Source organism: Pedobacter suwonensis (assembly GCF_900111825.1).
GTDB classification, from domain to species: domain Bacteria; phylum Bacteroidota; class Bacteroidia; order Sphingobacteriales; family Sphingobacteriaceae; genus Pedobacter; species Pedobacter suwonensis.
In genome coordinates, this window is record NZ_FOJM01000014.1 from 14,871 (window position 1) to 31,216 (window position 16,346).

Here is a 16,346-nt window from a genome sequence, read left to right on the forward strand (position 1 = left end):
AAAGCTGCCACAAGCAGTAAAAAGCATATTTTGCCAACCTGCTCGGTTTTAACAACCTTAATGAGATAGTCGATGACAGAGAAAATGGTGGCAACTTAAAATTTGGTATTATTTTATAGAGATAGCTAAGGATTAGAAAAATTGTTATAGAATGTAGTTCCATTGCTCCCTGTTCCAACAAACCCTTTTCCATAATCCGTAAACCCAACTGCATTTCCCCTCGCTTCTCCTTTAAAACTGGCTTTTTGCGTCCAGGTATTAGTTGCTGGATCAAATGCCCAAAAATCATTTGTAGGTTTGCTATTTCTATCAAACCCAATTCCAACATAACCTATGTTACCGATGAAAAACGCTGCTGTTGCCAATCGATAGCTTCAGATACCCATTGCATTTCACTATCCGCACGACGGAAATTTCTCATCAATATAATTTCCGAAAGGTTCAGCCAAGACTTCGCAGATTTTACTTTTATCTATGGCTTTTTTTAGAAGCCACTTATTTTGAACAGGATAAAAGTGTCCGATGACATGATAAAGTTTTTCAATACTATATTCGAGTATAACATCTTCCAAAGCCAATAGCTCTTCTTGCAATTCCTTTAATAATTTTTTTTTAGACTTTCTATTAGCAGGCACATCTAACCAGGATTTAGGTATGTATTTATCGACAATACGGCATAGAATGCTGTAACCACGGATGTCAAGACTATTATTCGGATAATACAACAGTTCCATTTCATCCAAAAATCTATGAGGATCATCAAATGCAATCCAATCTATCTTTTTGAATAACTCTTTTTGCGAAATTTGTAAAACTTGTGAGAAATAAACTCTTGCGCTTAAGACATGACACTTTGAATATTCATCTGTTTCATCTTTAACATTGAAAACATGTAAGTTATTATATCCATCATTAGGATAAAATTTGGATAAATAATTTTCTAAATTATTATTCCAAAAGGTACGTTTTGATCTAGATTCCCATAAAGAAAATGATGTTTCAAACTGCCCTTGTTCTAATATTCCAAAAAAACTTATGATAAATTTTTTAAATTGATTAACAAGTGAGCTTTCATTTTCAACTACATTTATCTCGTTAAATATTCCAAGTGTCTTAGGTGCTGAAATGTTATTTGAGATTTTAGAATCTCTTAGTCTGTCGACAATAAACTGTTCCCACAGCTCTGTCGCCTCCACCTTGTTTTTTTGTTTTATCGGAAGAAATTTTATTTTTTCCTCAGTTTCTTTAGAAAGTTCATAACCAATCTTATTAAGTACCGCAATAATAACTTTCTCACGTTCTTCGATGACACTATTTGGGTTTTTCTCCAGTTTATTCTCTTGAAGATAAAAATGGCGTATTTCTCCAGTTCCTAAATTAAGGTTATATATAATGAAATCTTTTTTACCATTAACTTCTAACCAATAATTTATTTTTCTTGGTTTGGGAGTACTGCCTTCTCTTTTTAGTTCCGCTTCATATAAACCTCTTACTGTTTCTAGAAAATGTTTATATAAATCTCCTTTGATTTCCATTGATGTCAATTGAAGCCAATTTTTTAGATAAATTTTTTATCTAATTTATATAATTTCAAACGCTTCCACAAAGCATCACTTTTGCTTAAGCTTTTTAACTAAAGCTTTATCCGATTTTATAATCGGATGTTCAACAGCACATTTAATAAGTTTTTCTTTATGCTTTGTAAAATCTTTCAACATCACTTGCGTCTTAGATGCGCTTCTAGCAAATCCGCCGTTGCTAGGATTCCAATGCAACAGCATCCAGTCTGCCTCGGCTCTGACATCGGCAATAGCTTCCAAATAGCCAAGTGCTCTTTCTTCACCGTACTTGACAATATATGCTTCAAGCGTATCAGCTTCAACCGGAACACTTGTTTCTGCAAACCGCCAGTTATCGGAAAGCTTTGCTTTATCTCTATCACTCATTTATCACCTCAGGCATAGTTATACATATTAACGGATAAATGTCAACTAAAATCAATGGATATACGCCCAAAAATCAACATCGACAAAGGCCTTAGAGCAATCGTTAACGAAATGCTGGCCTGTGGGGAAACCTTTAGTCCAAAAAAGGTTAAGACCAAACCAAAATCTAAAAAAGTTAAAAAAGATAGTGGTTAACCATTATCAATTCTGGGAATGAAAGGAGAAAAAGATTTTAGAACATAAACAGTAACGGAAATGGAAAACAGACAAAACACCACCATGATCTGCCTGGGAGAGGAACAACTCTACGAACTGGTAGAGAAACTATTTGACAGGCTCAAAGACAGTCAGAAGCAGAAAAAGCTTTGGATGACGAAAGAAGAAGCTATGAAGGAACTCAATATTAAAAGTCCAGCCTCGCTACAAAAATTAAGGGACGAGAACGCTATTGTTGTTTCAGGACTATCGAGGAAAAACCTGGTATACCTAAGAAGTTCGGTTGAGGAATACCTGAGGAAAAAAACACGCAAATTCTAATAATAATCATAAACGCGGATGTCCACTCGCGGAATTGTGGATTTACTTTAATACCTGTTAAAATGAGTTACGCAGATGATGCTCAAAGAAGAGCAGCCAAAGAAGCCGAAGAGGCACGCAGGGCAGCCAAACGTGCCGAAGAAGCGGCTAAACGTGCAATACGTGCTGCTAAAGAAGCGAGAGGAAATTCCCGCTAATTAAAAATTATCCTCCCTGCTGGTTGCGGGGAGGATTTTCAAAAAACTTAAATGCAATTTACTATGAATTGGAAAAACGATAACCTGCCGTTAGTGGAATTCCACACAGGCAAAAACGTAACGGTATTTACCCAGAAGATGGCTTTTACAGGGGTAAGTATCATGGGCAGTACAGGTAGTGGGAAAAGTTCGACGAGTTTTAGGAAGTTCCTAAATGCCTATCTCAAGGCAGGTTATGGTGGCATATTGCTGACCACAAAAGTAACTGATACGAAAGAATATAGAAGCATTTGCCATGAAGCCGGCAGGACAAAAGATGTCCGTATCATCAGCGTGGGTGGCAAAGAAAAATTCGATTTTCTGGATTACGAATTTAGCCAGGGCGATAATTCCGAGGCAACCACCGATACGATTGTTGATCTGCTCAAATCGGTCATTGAAGCTGGGCAAGGAAATCAGGGTAATTCCCAGAGTGATCCGTTTTGGTCGGAAACCATGTTGGTTATGCTTTCAAACGCTGTTGATCTTTGCAGGCTTGCCTACGAAAAAGTAAGTATTCGGCTATTAAGTGATATAATTCTTTCCCTCCCTAGAAACAAGGTCAACAACTCGACAGATGACGAAGAAACGGCCTATCAGGCAGCCCACAGGATTGTAAGAACTAGAGTGTTTGAAAAAATCAATAAATGGGAAAGTTTCCTTGCAAAGGAACATGTGGAAGCCCTAAAGCTTGTTGGTTTATACGAAGAAAGGCTTTTCGAGGTAGTGCCGGAAGCCAGAACATTTCAGGCTATAGACCAGTTTGCTACTGAAACGCTCGGAAACCTTGCCGAGAAAACGCGTAGCATCGTTGATATGAAGATTTCGGGCTTTTTGTTTCGGCTGTTACGGGAACCTTTTTACTCGATGTTTTGCAATGGAAGTACCTTAACGCCTGATATGTGTTCTGACGGGGCAATCATCATTATAGATCTGCCTATTAAAAAATATGAAAAAGTAGGAAGGGATATTCAGTTACTTGTGAAGCTTATCTTCCAAAGGTATGCAGAACGCAGGGATTTGACTGATAATAACAGGCCTCTATTTATAGCCTGCGATGAAGCACAATCTTTTATAATCCCAAAAGACCTGCAATTTCAACTTACGGCACGTAGTAGCAGAATAGCTTGTTTGTATTCAAGCCAATCTATTCTCAATTACTACAACTTTGTTGAGGGGCGAAATCCCGAGTATATTATTAAGGCTTGGCTAGCGAATTTGGGGTGCAAGGTATGGCACTTGAACACCTGTTTAGAGTCTAATAAATGGGCTTCTGAGATCATCGGGGATGACTATTTTCTGGAACATACATACAACAATACACTTGCCGAAAAAGTATCACAATCGAGTGGTGCTTCTTATAAACTAAGGCAGATTGTGCTTCCATCTGATTTCACCAAGCTCAAAAACGGCTCCGCTGAGAACGCTTTTGAAGTTGAAGCATATATCCACATTCAAGGCAAACCAATCTATGGCGACGACAACCATTTGATGGTTACTTTCAGGCAAACGCCTCTCAAGCCCTATAACGAAAAATAGTCCAATTAATAACAATAATTATTCACTTAAAATTTAAATAACATGAAAAAGCAACTTTATTTCAAAACAACAATTGCAAGAATCAACCCGATTAAAACATTCTTCCTCAACATGTTTATTATAGGATGTAGCATGCCAACCATGCTTTGTGAAACATTCACCAGAACAAAATTTGGTGAAAGGCATTGGAATATCGGCTGGGCAATCATCTATACGGCCCTACTGTCATTAGTTCCAATCCTTGGTCTATTACCAATGAAACTATTCGGCGAACATGCAATTGAACTGATTATAGATACTTTCACATGGTATCTGTTCATTGCGGCCTTTGCCTACAAATCGGTGCTACATTGGAAAGATCAGAGGCGTAGCCCTTCTACCTTCGATTTCGGCAGGTATAGCTATTCTAGTGGTAAACTCGACAAGCGATTGATCGATTTCAAGATAAACGGCAAAGCTGTGAACCATCGCACAATTGAAACAATCATCGAACCTGCTTTCTTTTTTGTTGTTGGGTTGGGTTTTACCATCCTGCACCAAAGCGTAGGCTTGCTCTTGCTTTTAAGTAGTATTTCCTATTCTGCCAGTCGGTTCTTGGACTATCACAATGGCGATGAAATGGTGCTTGATATTATCGATTCCATGATCATTAAAGAAGATTATGAACGTGCCTTTATGGATGAGATGGAGCTTGATAATGAGCGTGGTCTGCATATTCCAAGCCGTCGTCCAAAAGGCATGGAAAACCGCAAGAAAGTGGTAGATGCAATGTTTGCTCAGGACGATGAGGAACAGCGCACTTATGTCGCCTAGATGCCTTGAGCTTCGAAAGGGAAGATGCCTGTAAGAAAACAAATTACTCACTAGCCTTAAAATTAACCAATGGACTTAGCCCAGCTTTACAAAAAACACGATCAGGACAAGCAAGCCTATAACGAATTGAGGGATAAGATTTGGTCGGATGTTAAACAAAAACACGAGCAGATAATATCAGCATTCGGGTCAAAAGATAACTTGCCGCAAAGCTATTCAAAGCAGATTGATAAAGAACTGAACGATTTTACGAAAGACTGGGCTATCCCACACGGCGTGCGCTACAAGGCGATGTCTGTCCAGCACCAGCAACAGTTCGAGGCAATCGCGGGTAAATCTCCCGCTTTGGATGGCGAGGAATTTCAAAAGTCCGGCTTTGAGAAATCCCTTGCCAGTACCAAAGCAAAACAGAAAAGCAAACAGCGCGAAAAATCTCCTGAAAAGTTCGTTGATTTTGATAAGAACAAAGAAAGCATGGATCTTGATCTAGAATACTAGCGCAAAGTTTTGCAAAAGAGAGAAATATCCCCCTAGTAGATAATCCTGCCCTAAAAGCACTGGCATGTTGAGATTTACCCAAAGCAAATCCGCCGAACAGGCAAAGAACTATTTTAGCCAAGCATTGCAGACATCAGACTATTTTATCAGTGATGTTGAACTTCCTGGTCAATTCCATGGCGAATTGGCCAAGAAGTTAGGCATTAGCGGAATGGCTACAAAAGAAGCTTTCTATTCGCTCTGCGAAAATATAAATCCGGTTACAGGCAAGATGCTGACACAGCGCACAAGAGAGGATAGAACGGTTGGTTACGATATTACGTTTTCCGTTCCCAAAAGCGTTTCCATCGTTAATGCTCTTTATTCAAATTCCGGCATACAAGAGGTATTCCAGCAATCGGTAAATGAAACCATGAAACTGATTGAAGCCGATATCATGACACGTGTACGTGTTGGCGGTAAGGATGAAGACCGCAAAGGCAATGGTTTGATCTGGGCAGAATTTACCCACTTATCTGCTCGCGCCATTGATGAATATACCGCTCCAGACCCGTTCTTACACTGCCACGCATACGCCTTTAACGCTACGTATGATGAGGTTGAGGGTAAAATCAAGGCGGCGCAATGGCAGTTTTCTAAAAGAGATGCGCCCTATTATCAATCAATATTCTATAAGAAACTAACGGATAAACTGATTGACCTTGGCTATTCCGTTCGCAAGCAGGGCAAATCGTTCGAGCTGGAAGGTGTTCCACCTAGTGTAATAGCCTTGATGTCTAAGAGAACCAAACAGGTGGAAGACTTCGCTTTGGAACATGGCATAACTGGCGACAAGGCAAAGTCGGAATTAGGAGCTCGGACACGTACAGCTAAACGCAAAGGCCTAACCCTTGATCAGCTAAAAGCCGATTGGAAAAGGCAGATCAATGCACACCTTGCAGATAAACCCATACCCAATACTCCTATACGATTTGCCAGAACAAAAGAACCTGTAAAAACCTCTGTCATCGACTGTATTGATACGATACTCACACATAGCTATGAACGTGCATCTGTTATGCCTGAAAGACGATTGCTGGCGCATGCCTATATGCACAGCCTGGGCAATCGTAATACCAGCATCATCGATATTGATAGCGCTTTTAAAAGCGATAAGAGGATAATCCACGTCAAAGATAATCACCAAACGATGTGTACAACCACAGCCGTCCTGAAAGAGGAACAGCACATGGTAAGCCTAGCTCAAAACGGCATTGGTGTTATGAAGCCCCTATATAGCCAAATGCCCGAAACAAACCTTGAAGGGCAACAATATGATGTGGCTAAACATCTGCTCACAACCCGTGACAGGGTAAGTATCTATATGGGCGCGGCTGGTAGCGGTAAAACTACCTTAATGAAAGAGGTTGTACCGCTAATTGAGCGCACGGGATGTAAGGTAACGATTGTGGCTCCAACTGCGCAGGCTTCGAGAATCGTATTGGGCAAGGATTTTAAGGATGCGGAAACGGTTGCCAAACTTCTGATTGATGAAAAAATACAACGTCAGCTACAGGATGGTATTCTATGGATGGATGAAGCAGGTCTTTCTGACAATAAGCAGATGATAGCCTGCCTTGAACTGGCTAAGAAATATAACGCCAGAGTTGTATTAGGTGGCGATACACGCCAACACAGTGCAGTATCAAGGGGTCAGGCACTAAAAATCCTAAATACTGTTGGGGGTATTAAAGCGGCAGAGGTAAATAAAATCTACCGTCAGCGTGATCTAGTTTATAGGGAAGCGGTTGAAGACATGGCAAAGGGAAAAATGAAAGATGCCCTTACCAAACTGGATCGAATAGAAGCAATAAAGGAAATTGACCCTTTGAAACCAAACGAGCAGCTCGTTTCCGATTACACTTCAGCATTAAAAAAAGGAAAATCTGCCCTTATCGTTTCACCAACGCACGAACAAATTGGAAAAGTGACTAAAGACGTTCGTCTCGAACTGCGCAAAATGAACCTGATTGGCAAACATGAAACGCAGTTTACAAGGCTAAGAAACCTCAACCTTACGGAAGCGGAAAAATCTGACTGGCGGAATTTCCAACCTGATCAGGTGGTGCAGTTCATGCAAAATCTGCCAAAGATCAAACGCGGAAGCCAATATAAAATTTCCGAAGTTGAAAACGGGAAAGTAAAACTTGTCAATAAAGATGGCGAAATAAGCATGCTGCCCTTGGATAAAGCGAACAAATTTAATGTGTATCAGCCTAGTGAAATGCAACTGTCAAAAGGCGACAAAGTCCGCATCACACAAAACTCTTATGATGTAAAAGGCAAACGGGTTGATAACGGACAAGCTTTACAGCTAAAGCGGATAAACAACGAAGGATGTCCAATTTACGTCAGCGAAAAAAGTGATACCGAATATCAGTTTGAGAAGGATTTCGGCCACATCGACTACAACTACTGTACAACCTCGCACGCTTCGCAGGGGCATACAGTAGACGAAACTTTTGTCTCCATGCCTGTATCGACCCTTATGGCTGCTGATTCAAAGCAATTTTACGTTTCCACGAGTAGAGGGAAAGAAGCGGTTCATATCTACACGGATGATAAAGTGGAACTTTTGAAAATCGTACAGGTAGATAAGAAAGAATTATCTGCAATTGAACTTATGCAGAAAGGGCAGCAAAGGGATTACGCGCTTGGGCTTCGTAAGGACAACGAACCTGAAAAAGCAAAGCAGTTTACAAAAGAAAAGCAGTTGAATTATGAGCCAGAACTTTAGACTTCGTTCAGACGAGTTACGAGAAAACAGCCCAACTAAAGATGTCCGCCAAGAAGATAATCCTTTTTACAAGGTTTACCCCGATAATGGGCAGATCAGGAATTTTATGCTCACATGGCCGGACGGTTCCAGTATAACAATCCCCTACTATACCGTAAGCCGGATTGAATTTAAAAGCTATGACGGCTCCATTATGATGGCGGTCGGGAATGATAACATCGTATTCGAGGGCGTTGAGCTAAAATCTTTATATAATGATTTCTTTTTTCAATTGCCTTTGGAAGTCCTAATAACGGATGAACGGTATAACGAGGTAAATAAATCCTCACGTTTCATTGTAAATAAAATAAACAAGCTGCAAAACTAAAAATTTCAAAATATGAAAGCCAATAATTTAAAACAAACCAATCAGAAAATAGAACAATTCTACAACTTCTTAAATTCTGGAAGCAATCTAGTCATTCAGTTTGAAAGCGCTCCGAAAATTAACGAAGCAATTATGCGAGAGGATGTTGTAACAAATAGTATATGTTTAATCTGAGCTTTATTTAAATGATAGATCGTGACTTTATAGTTCTTATAATTCTGTACGAAGTCTGCCATTCTTTTAAACAAGGCTTAACCTCCAAATCAAACATTACAAGGCATCGGAATATTCCAGACTGATAAAAGGTGTGTTGAAACACTTAATTTAGAGGATGACGACATTGTCCTTTTTCTATTAAAAAAATTATCATGAGAAAGAGATATTAGTTTTATTTTTTATGCAAGATGTAGACTTCATTACGGATATTAATCAAAAAGATGCTTTGCTATAACATCTTTCAATAAAAAACCTGCGATCAACATGACGAAAGGTATCACCCATTTTAAAATTAGATCTAACTTTTCTTTTTTCTTGGTTTTTTCTTCTTTCTCTAATTCTTTTTGTTTTTTTCCATCTTCAACATTTTTAGCTTCGACAAATAGATGCGTAGTACCCAAAAGTTCCTTATGCCATTGCAATAATACAGTAATTACTTCTTCATTAGAAATTTTTATAGCTTCTGGAACTTTAGAATTCGTTTGTCTTGCATGCCTGATCTGCGCAATTCGTTCTAATATAACGACTAATTCAGGGCTAACATGGCTAAAGTATTTTGGATAGATTTTAGCAAGCACTTCTACGCCAAATTTAGGGACGTAGGCTTGTATTTCATCAATTAGAAATGAGCAAATCATCATGAAAAGATCGTAATATGCCCTATATAAATGCTCTTTAGCTTCAATATAATTTTCGGTTACCCCCCTCTTATTGTTAGCCCCACTTGGCACATTTAAAAATGAATAAAGATGATCTAAGGCACTTCTAATATCATTGAGGGGTGCAACTCCAACCGTGCCACCTCCTAAGTTCTCGTATAGTAATGTATAGGACTTAACATCAGTAAAAAGTTGATGGGTTTCATTGAAGAAGTCATTGTATTCCTTTGATAGATCTTTGTTTGCGTCCATTTAGTTATAAATAAAAAAGCCTCCCACCATATCAGTCAGAGGCAATTTATAAATAACGATTTTATATCGCAAATAATTTTCAAAATTTAAATATTTTGTAAGCGGGCGTCTACAACAGCAGGCATTTTAAAGTTCAATACTTTATCTAACATTTCTTGCGCTTGCTTATAAGTCGTGATCTTGCCTTGCATTAATTTCGTGTTACCACGAACTCTATTGAAATCAAAATCTTCAACATTCTTATCTTTTAAATCGGGGAATTCGGATTTCATTATATCCGTAATTCCAAATTCATTTCTTAAATAAGCTTCTATCGTATTCCCATTACGATAACATTCAGCAATATCTTCCTTAAGATTTTTCAAATAATCAGGTGAATTGCTTTTTTCTTTTAAATCCATTATTAACTCCATTTATGAGCAATATCTTTCAGTAATAATATATTATTTATTTGAATCTATGAAAGATAGCAATCTTTTTATAATTCAAAGCATAAAATGTACAATATTTCAAACGCCAGTGTCTTTTTTATGAAACACTAATTAATTGCCAATCAAACATTTAACCAATTCATCCTTCAATGAATGCTCCTCACACAAATAAAGCATTATTACCCGACATAATTCCAATATTCATGCCTCAATGTCAATAACTTCACATAATGTTGACAATTTCAAGATGTTAGAATTAATAAAAAGGCCTTTTCGAAAGGGATTGCAAAGATACATAAAAATTTATAACTAGAGCTTTTTTCAATCGACAAAACACAGAAAATTAGAACTTTACTTTATCTCAACTACAAACCAGCCTCTTATCTAGAAAACAATGCTTTTCAGATATTTTTGAACGCCTCTATAGAATTTAGATAATCATTGTGAAGTTTATATATGATATTATTTAAAATAAGAAATGTAAAGAATTTTGACGATTAACTTAACTAAGTTTGAATAGCTATATTTATAGTAACAAAGTAAATATATGATGGATGTTGAAAAATTAGGGAACATTATTGGCGCTGAAACTTTAAAGAAAATCTATGAGGATAGCGCATCTGAAAGTTTAAAAGAAACAAGTAAATTAGGTGTTGATATCATTAAAACACTTAGGCTTTTCACTCTTCCATTACAGCTTGCGGCTACAGCTCAAGATCGACTAACGGCTTATCTTGATAGAGTTAGGAAGAATGTTCCAAAAGAAAAACAAGTGCAAGCACCTGCGTCACTAGCAGGGCCAATTATTGAAAGACTAAAATATCTTGAGGAAGAAAATTACCTTACAGACCTATATCTAAACCTTTTATCGAGAGCTATTGATAAAGAAAGAATAAATGAAGCGCACCCTGCATTTTTTTATCTAATAGATCAGCTTTCACCAGATGAAGCATACTTTCTTTTCAAAATAAATTATAAAGAAATTAAATTAACAAGGGAACATAATTTTAATGAAGTTGGGTGGCCCTGTGACCATAGAATAACTAAAAATGATTTCAATCTTTCAGAGTTGGATTTTCCCGAAAATTTTGAAATGTATGTTTCACATCTTGAAAAATTGGGCTTGATTGACTGGACTGTAGTAGATAGTGAGTACCCTGTGAACTCTGATCAGGTGCAAACAGGTCTAATCAGAAAAGGAAAAATACACCTTACTGAATTTGGTAAATTATTTGCTAAAGCTTGTATTCCGGAAAAAGGATTTTTAATGTCTAAAAGCAAGTCTTAAAATTATAGCTGCTACATAACAAAAATTATGGTCACTAGTCACTGAGCGAAAAAAGACCAAGATAAATTTTGTCTTGGTCTTTTAATACTGGGTATTGGTTGTAGAGCTGTTAAGCAATCAAATGCCTTAGAAGCTTCGCTTGCTGAAAGAAGATGATCAGGCCATCTTCTTTCAGCATTTAATGTAATTCTTGATATAGGTAGCAGGATATGTTTATTTAAATGGCAATCTTAAACTTACACACATTAAATCAATATTGAACCAAATTCTGCCACAAGCTTTTTTTGCATAGGAAATTGAATTGCCGCTTAATCTTTCAAAGCGGTTTTCCGTACCGGTCCAATGCATAAGTTCATGCGCAAGACTGCATTCTTTTCTGTCGATTTCAACTTTAAATACATGCTTTCTTTAAAACTCAATACATTTAAAAATCGCCCTAACTGATTAGTTAGGGCGATACATACTAGGGGTTAGTTAGGCACGAATTTTTTCACAATTTCCCTGTCTGTCACGATATGCTCGTAATAACGAGCGGCTCTTGCATAGACACTTAGTGGAAATTCTCCCTCGAAGTGTTGATCACGCTCTAAAAAACGAGACGCACCTTCGGCAGATTTTACTTCTGAGAGACTAACATATCCGAGTTCGGGAAAGCCCATACCTAGATCACAGAGTCCAAAAGCAATGTCTTGTGTTTCGGGATCAAGTTCGGATAGCAACCATGTACAGTTTGTTCCGGTCATAAATAGTTTGACCACTGGTGGATGATCTTTGTCTTCATTTATATCCCAACTGTTTTCGAGGAGCTTTTTCAGTTGTGGTTTTGTAAAGAGTTTCATTTTGTACCTTTCTGAGTGAGTTAATGTTACAGGAATGGCAAAAACTTCGTTCTAGCGAACGAACCAACTGTTATTTTGCTTCGCGAGGAAGCCACTCGTGGCGGGGAAAATAATATTTTGAGAGATGAGCGAACAAGTTAATGACTGTGACAAACATTAATTCTTTCAGAAAGTCGAAACTTATTTACGATGGAAAGAAAAGGTTTATCGAAACAGTGACATTGCCCTAAATTCATTTTGAGTTATCAGCGAGGTATTAGCAGGTTTTCGGCCATTGAGAAAAATCCGGACGAGGTCAGTATAAGGTGGTCATATACGGGCATGCTTAGCATTTTACCTCCTTCAACAAGTTGCCGAGTGGTTTTAATATCAGCCTCACTAGCATCAAGAACTCCTGAAGGATGGTTATGAGCCAGAATTATGCTACTGGAATTTGCTTTTAATGCTGTGGCAAACACAATTTTTGGGTCAACAATACAGGTTGAAATGCCTCCTGTTGAAATGCTGGACACGCCAAGGACGCAATTTTTAACGTCCAAAAGTATAATTTTGAACTCCTCTAGTAGATCAATCCTGTTTTCATCCCAAACTGATTTTAAGACATCATAAGCATCATTTGCTGTGATCACTTGAATATCTCTATCCGGCCGGTTCCGTTTGTATTTTAAGCTGACTTCTTGGATTTTTAATTTTTTCATTAGATCACCTTCAGGGTTTTAAGATTTCTTTCAGCAACCAGCCATTCATTTACATCTTTGTAATTGGCGTATTTCGTGTGCAAAGAAACATGTTTCAATCCTTTTTGCGACTGGATAAATTCTTTCAGGATTTCCCGATGATTTACTCCTGCTTTATCATTATCAAAGTAGGAATAAACCTCTTCGTAACTTGAAATCTCAATGATTGGAAACGCTTTAGTTAAGCAGGATAACGAATTAAGAATGATTGCATCGTCTTTAAGCCGTTTAATATCAAGCAAGACTAAAACAGAAACAAAATCCATCATTCCTTCAAAAACCTGAACTCTCTTTTGTTCTTCATTTGTTCCCCGAATAAATGAGATATCTTTTTGATTGATAGTGCCTTTAAATATTTTATTCTTGAGTTCATATCCACTGGATTCATTTTTAAGTGCGATTGCTTTAAAAGTTTTTCCTGAATTGGTGTTCAACACTTCTGCTTCTTTAAAATAAAGCTTTGCTATTTCTAGTGGTATGCAGCGGTCTTTCAGATAGTTTATAAGCGCTGGGTGCTTAATAGAATAAATCAGCTTTTCCTTTAGCTTATATCTGTCCGCCTCGGCTAACTGTGATTGAGGAATAAGCGGTGTAATGGGCTGATCGCCCCAAATCCGATTGAGGAACCTTAAACCGTCACCAGCTGTATGGTCTACATTTTGTGATTTAAGATATTCAAGTACAAAGCGGAAAGTGCTGCCACCTTTTCCAATCCCATGGTCGTACCAAACATTTTTTACTTTATTGACGCGAAAACTTGCTGTTTTCTCGATTCTAAGGGGCGATTTATAAAGTGCGCTATCGGGATAATCTCTATAGGACTTGCATCCTAGTTTTTCCAACAGATCGAACATAGGTATAGCGTTAGCTTCTTCAATATTCATTGAGCCTCACAGTAAGAATAAATTTTAAGTGGAAACGGAGAAGTAAAATCCTGCTCAATTATGCAGGGCTGCAATTTTTAGCATTATTGTATTCATCTAAGTCTTCTTTTGTATAATATGTGTTCCGTCCTAATTTTTCAAAAGGCAATAAATGCTTTTGGCGAGTAGCCATCGTGTTTAGTGCGGAAATAGTCTTGTTCAGATATTGTGCGGCTTCAGCTCGCAAATACTTTTGCTTGATCGGCATTACTTCTCCTTGCTTTTGATGACGGCGAATTGATACCCGATGTCATTACACGAGAGCAAGAAAACTATTTTGTACAAAGGTTTGTAATATCTGTGCTAATTCAATCTTAGGAATATAATTAAAGCATAAATACTCATATACAGCGTATTTATTGTTTCACGAATACATCCGTATTTTGTAAAGTTTTTCTTTTTCATCTGCTTTTTCTTTGAGGCGAGTCGCCAATCATACAAAGATTTGTGAATCCAAAAATTCTTACAAACCTTTATGCTTTAGCAATATAGACGAATGCTAAATTATTTTAAAAGGAAACGCACATGCTAAAACTTATCGATTATGAGCGCGCGTGTAGAACAGCGGCGAAACTGGTTGAGAAATTTGGAGATAAGTATTTACCAATTTTTGAGCGAACCTATAAAGAACTAAAACAAGCACAAGAAACAAACAGCCTTAAATCAATCGTGATACAATTTGCCACCAATTAATCCATGCTTGTATCAGGTGGTGACTGTGCTATAATCTGTTTAGTTGAAAATGTCATCCAAACTGTAACACATTCTTTTGGATTTGTGTAGATTGAAATAGATATTTTCTTTTTAAAACAACCACTAACAGTTTTTCCAGTTTTGGCTTTGACGACTTCCTCTCCGCCATTTTTGGCCTGATTTTGAAACAATATTCTTTTGCAAACCTTTGCAAAAATTAGATTTTTTATCAGTCGGAGTGACTTAAGAACATAGTCTTCCCAAAACTGTAACACAAAACTGTTACACATTTTGGGAGTCAGTCCATTGCATAACATCATTTGTCGCGAAAATACCTGGTACTTCAATCGCCGCGTTCCTGTCGAAGTTAAGGAATATGACCCGCGTAAGCTTATTCGCTATTCCCTCAAAACGGACAGCAGAAAAATCGCCAAACGACTTGCAAGCAAGGAAAACCAAAAACTCGAACAATATTGGTCAAGTCTTATCGCAACAGGGGCAAAACATTGCCATGACCAGTATAAGAACCTCGTGGAACGCGCCAGTTTATTTGGCTTTCAGTACCAACATGTAAACCAAATCGCGATTGGTGACTTTTTGGATTTGTTCAATCGCCTGAAATTCGTGGAAAATGATTTTTCGGAAAAAAGAGTCGAGGCTGTTTTCGGTACTGAAACGCCGCCAGAGATAACATTGAGTGAAATTTTCCCAATCTTTCTAGGTTTGACAAAAAGCGTGGAAGTGGAAAAATCAGAAAAGCAGTATATCAAATGGAAAAATCCTCGTGAATTAGCCATGAGAAACGTGATTTCGGCACTCGGTAATAAAACCATAAACAGTTTCACAAAGGATGATGCCAACAAAATCAAAGATTGGTATTTAAGTAGAATTAAAGCAAAGGAGATAAGCTTCGGAACTGCCGATAAACTTCTTATTTATACCAAAACGATGATTTCTACGGTGTGCGAAGACCGCAAAATAAAGTTGGATATAAGCCATGTGTTCAATAAGTTTCTTTTCAACGTTGACGACAAGAAACAACGTCCGCCCTTTTCAACAAACCATATTATTAATGTGTTATTGAACCCAATCAAATTGGCGGGCTTGTCCCAGGTAAATCAGGCGCTATTGAAGATTTTTGCCGAGACTGGCGTTTGTGTCGACGAAATAGTTGGTGTTCGACCAAACGAAATATTTCTTGAAGGGAAAATACCGTACTTTTTAATCAAACCGCATGAGAAAGATAAGCTAAAAACAAAGCATCGTGAAAGGTTGATGCCTCTTGTTGGATATGCGCTTGACGCGTTCCAGCAATTTCCGCAAGGCTTTTCGGAATTGGTTAGTGATATCGATTCTACAAATTCAGCAATTGCAAAATATCTTCGTCAAAACAACTTACTGGAAACACCTAAACATAGCGCATACTCACTTCGCCATAGTTTTCAGGATCGGTTGACTAACCTGGATTGTAATGACCGTATTCAAACTGATTTGATGGGACATGCTTTTAGAGACCGAACAAAATATGGTACGGGCGCAACTTTGGAAAAGAAATTTGAATGGATGAAGAAAATTCAGCTTAAATAGAATTTATTC

19 protein-coding genes are annotated in these 16,346 nt (G+C 37.7%); 11 read left to right on the forward strand and 8 right to left on the reverse strand.

What is annotated here, in order from left to right; genetic code table 11:
* Nucleotides 1-125 precede the first annotated feature (125 nt).
* The 3 genes from BM107_RS17400 to BM107_RS17410 form a co-directional block, all read right to left on the reverse strand.
* The gene (locus tag BM107_RS17400) at nucleotides 126-365 is read right to left on the reverse strand and encodes a Kelch repeat-containing protein (protein WP_090985689.1); all 240 of its coding nucleotides are present in this window, start codon (nucleotides 363-365) and stop codon (nucleotides 126-128) included.
* A 30-nt stretch (nucleotides 366-395) separates the two neighbouring features.
* Nucleotides 396-1,535 (reverse strand): hypothetical protein, encoded by a 1,140-nt coding sequence (locus BM107_RS17405; protein WP_090985691.1) that lies wholly within the window; start codon nucleotides 1,533-1,535, stop codon nucleotides 396-398.
* A 75-nt stretch (nucleotides 1,536-1,610) separates the two neighbouring features.
* On the reverse strand, nucleotides 1,611-1,946 hold the full coding sequence (locus tag BM107_RS17410; RefSeq protein ID WP_090985693.1) for a hypothetical protein: 336 nt from the start codon (nucleotides 1,944-1,946) through the stop codon (nucleotides 1,611-1,613).
* A 54-nt stretch (nucleotides 1,947-2,000) separates the two neighbouring features.
* Here BM107_RS17410 and BM107_RS24750 point away from each other — a divergent pair, with 54 nt between their 5' ends.
* From BM107_RS24750 to BM107_RS17440, 8 genes are all read left to right on the forward strand, one after another.
* Entirely contained in the window at nucleotides 2,001-2,141 is a 141-nt protein-coding gene (locus BM107_RS24750) for a hypothetical protein (RefSeq protein WP_159435268.1), read from the forward strand.
* A gap of 60 nt (nucleotides 2,142-2,201) precedes the next feature.
* A complete protein-coding gene (locus tag BM107_RS17415) occupies nucleotides 2,202-2,483 on the forward strand; it encodes a helix-turn-helix domain-containing protein (RefSeq protein WP_090985695.1) in 282 nt (93 codons plus the stop codon).
* A gap of 62 nt (nucleotides 2,484-2,545) precedes the next feature.
* Entirely contained in the window at nucleotides 2,546-2,680 is a 135-nt protein-coding gene (locus tag BM107_RS25225; protein WP_262987387.1) for a hypothetical protein, read from the forward strand.
* Nucleotides 2,681-2,743: 63 nt separating this feature from the next.
* The gene (locus BM107_RS17420) at nucleotides 2,744-4,258 is read left to right on the forward strand and encodes a type IV secretory system conjugative DNA transfer family protein (RefSeq protein WP_090985697.1); all 1,515 of its coding nucleotides are present in this window, start codon (nucleotides 2,744-2,746) and stop codon (nucleotides 4,256-4,258) included.
* Nucleotides 4,259-4,300: 42 nt separating this feature from the next.
* Complete coding sequence (locus BM107_RS17425) at nucleotides 4,301-5,071, forward strand: hypothetical protein (RefSeq protein WP_090985699.1); 771 nt, start codon at nucleotides 4,301-4,303, stop codon at nucleotides 5,069-5,071.
* Nucleotides 5,072-5,140: 69 nt separating this feature from the next.
* The gene (locus BM107_RS17430; RefSeq protein WP_090985701.1) at nucleotides 5,141-5,569 is read left to right on the forward strand and encodes a hypothetical protein; all 429 of its coding nucleotides are present in this window, start codon (nucleotides 5,141-5,143) and stop codon (nucleotides 5,567-5,569) included.
* A 64-nt stretch (nucleotides 5,570-5,633) separates the two neighbouring features.
* Nucleotides 5,634-8,345, forward strand: coding sequence for a MobF family relaxase (mobF, locus tag BM107_RS17435; protein WP_090985703.1), 2,712 nt, complete (start codon nucleotides 5,634-5,636; stop codon nucleotides 8,343-8,345).
* Nucleotides 8,329-8,712 carry a hypothetical protein gene (locus BM107_RS17440; RefSeq protein ID WP_090985705.1) on the forward strand — a complete coding sequence of 128 codons (384 nt, stop codon included), beginning with the start codon at nucleotides 8,329-8,331 and terminating at the stop codon, nucleotides 8,710-8,712. The genes mobF and BM107_RS17440 overlap by 17 nt, the downstream gene beginning before the upstream one ends.
* A 425-nt stretch (nucleotides 8,713-9,137) precedes the next feature.
* Here BM107_RS17440 and BM107_RS17445 read toward each other — a convergent pair whose 3' ends face one another.
* Both BM107_RS17445 and BM107_RS17450 read right to left on the reverse strand, forming a co-directional pair.
* Nucleotides 9,138-9,839, reverse strand: coding sequence for a hypothetical protein (locus BM107_RS17445; RefSeq protein ID WP_090985707.1), 702 nt, complete (start codon nucleotides 9,837-9,839; stop codon nucleotides 9,138-9,140).
* 86 nt (nucleotides 9,840-9,925) lie between these two features.
* A complete protein-coding gene (locus BM107_RS17450; protein WP_090985709.1) occupies nucleotides 9,926-10,240 on the reverse strand; it encodes a hypothetical protein in 315 nt (104 codons plus the stop codon).
* Nucleotides 10,241-10,817: 577 nt separating this feature from the next.
* On the opposite strand from BM107_RS17450, the gene BM107_RS17455 reads away from it, so the two are divergent.
* On the forward strand, nucleotides 10,818-11,558 hold the full coding sequence (locus BM107_RS17455; RefSeq protein WP_090985711.1) for a DUF4393 domain-containing protein: 741 nt from the start codon (nucleotides 10,818-10,820) through the stop codon (nucleotides 11,556-11,558).
* Nucleotides 11,559-12,028: 470 nt separating this feature from the next.
* On the opposite strand, the gene BM107_RS17460 is transcribed toward BM107_RS17455, so the two are convergent.
* The 3 genes from BM107_RS17460 to BM107_RS17470 all read right to left on the reverse strand — a co-directional run bounded on the left by BM107_RS17460 (nucleotide 12,029) and on the right by BM107_RS17470 (nucleotide 14,018).
* Complete coding sequence (locus tag BM107_RS17460; RefSeq protein WP_090985713.1) at nucleotides 12,029-12,397, reverse strand: DUF2958 domain-containing protein; 369 nt, start codon at nucleotides 12,395-12,397, stop codon at nucleotides 12,029-12,031.
* Between the two features lie 245 nt (nucleotides 12,398-12,642).
* Nucleotides 12,643-13,095 (reverse strand): JAB domain-containing protein, encoded by a 453-nt coding sequence (locus BM107_RS17465; RefSeq protein ID WP_090985715.1) that lies wholly within the window; start codon nucleotides 13,093-13,095, stop codon nucleotides 12,643-12,645.
* On the reverse strand, nucleotides 13,095-14,018 hold the full coding sequence (locus BM107_RS17470; protein WP_090985717.1) for a toprim domain-containing protein: 924 nt from the start codon (nucleotides 14,016-14,018) through the stop codon (nucleotides 13,095-13,097). Before BM107_RS17470 ends, BM107_RS17465 begins: the two co-directional genes overlap by 1 nt.
* 564 nt (nucleotides 14,019-14,582) lie before the next feature.
* Here BM107_RS17470 and BM107_RS24755 point away from each other — a divergent pair.
* The gene (locus BM107_RS24755) at nucleotides 14,583-14,750 is read left to right on the forward strand and encodes a hypothetical protein (RefSeq protein WP_159435269.1); all 168 of its coding nucleotides are present in this window, start codon (nucleotides 14,583-14,585) and stop codon (nucleotides 14,748-14,750) included.
* A gap of 291 nt (nucleotides 14,751-15,041) precedes the next feature.
* Entirely contained in the window at nucleotides 15,042-16,337 is a 1,296-nt protein-coding gene (locus tag BM107_RS17485; RefSeq protein ID WP_159435270.1) for a DUF6538 domain-containing protein, read from the forward strand.
* Nucleotides 16,338-16,346 lie beyond the last annotated feature (9 nt).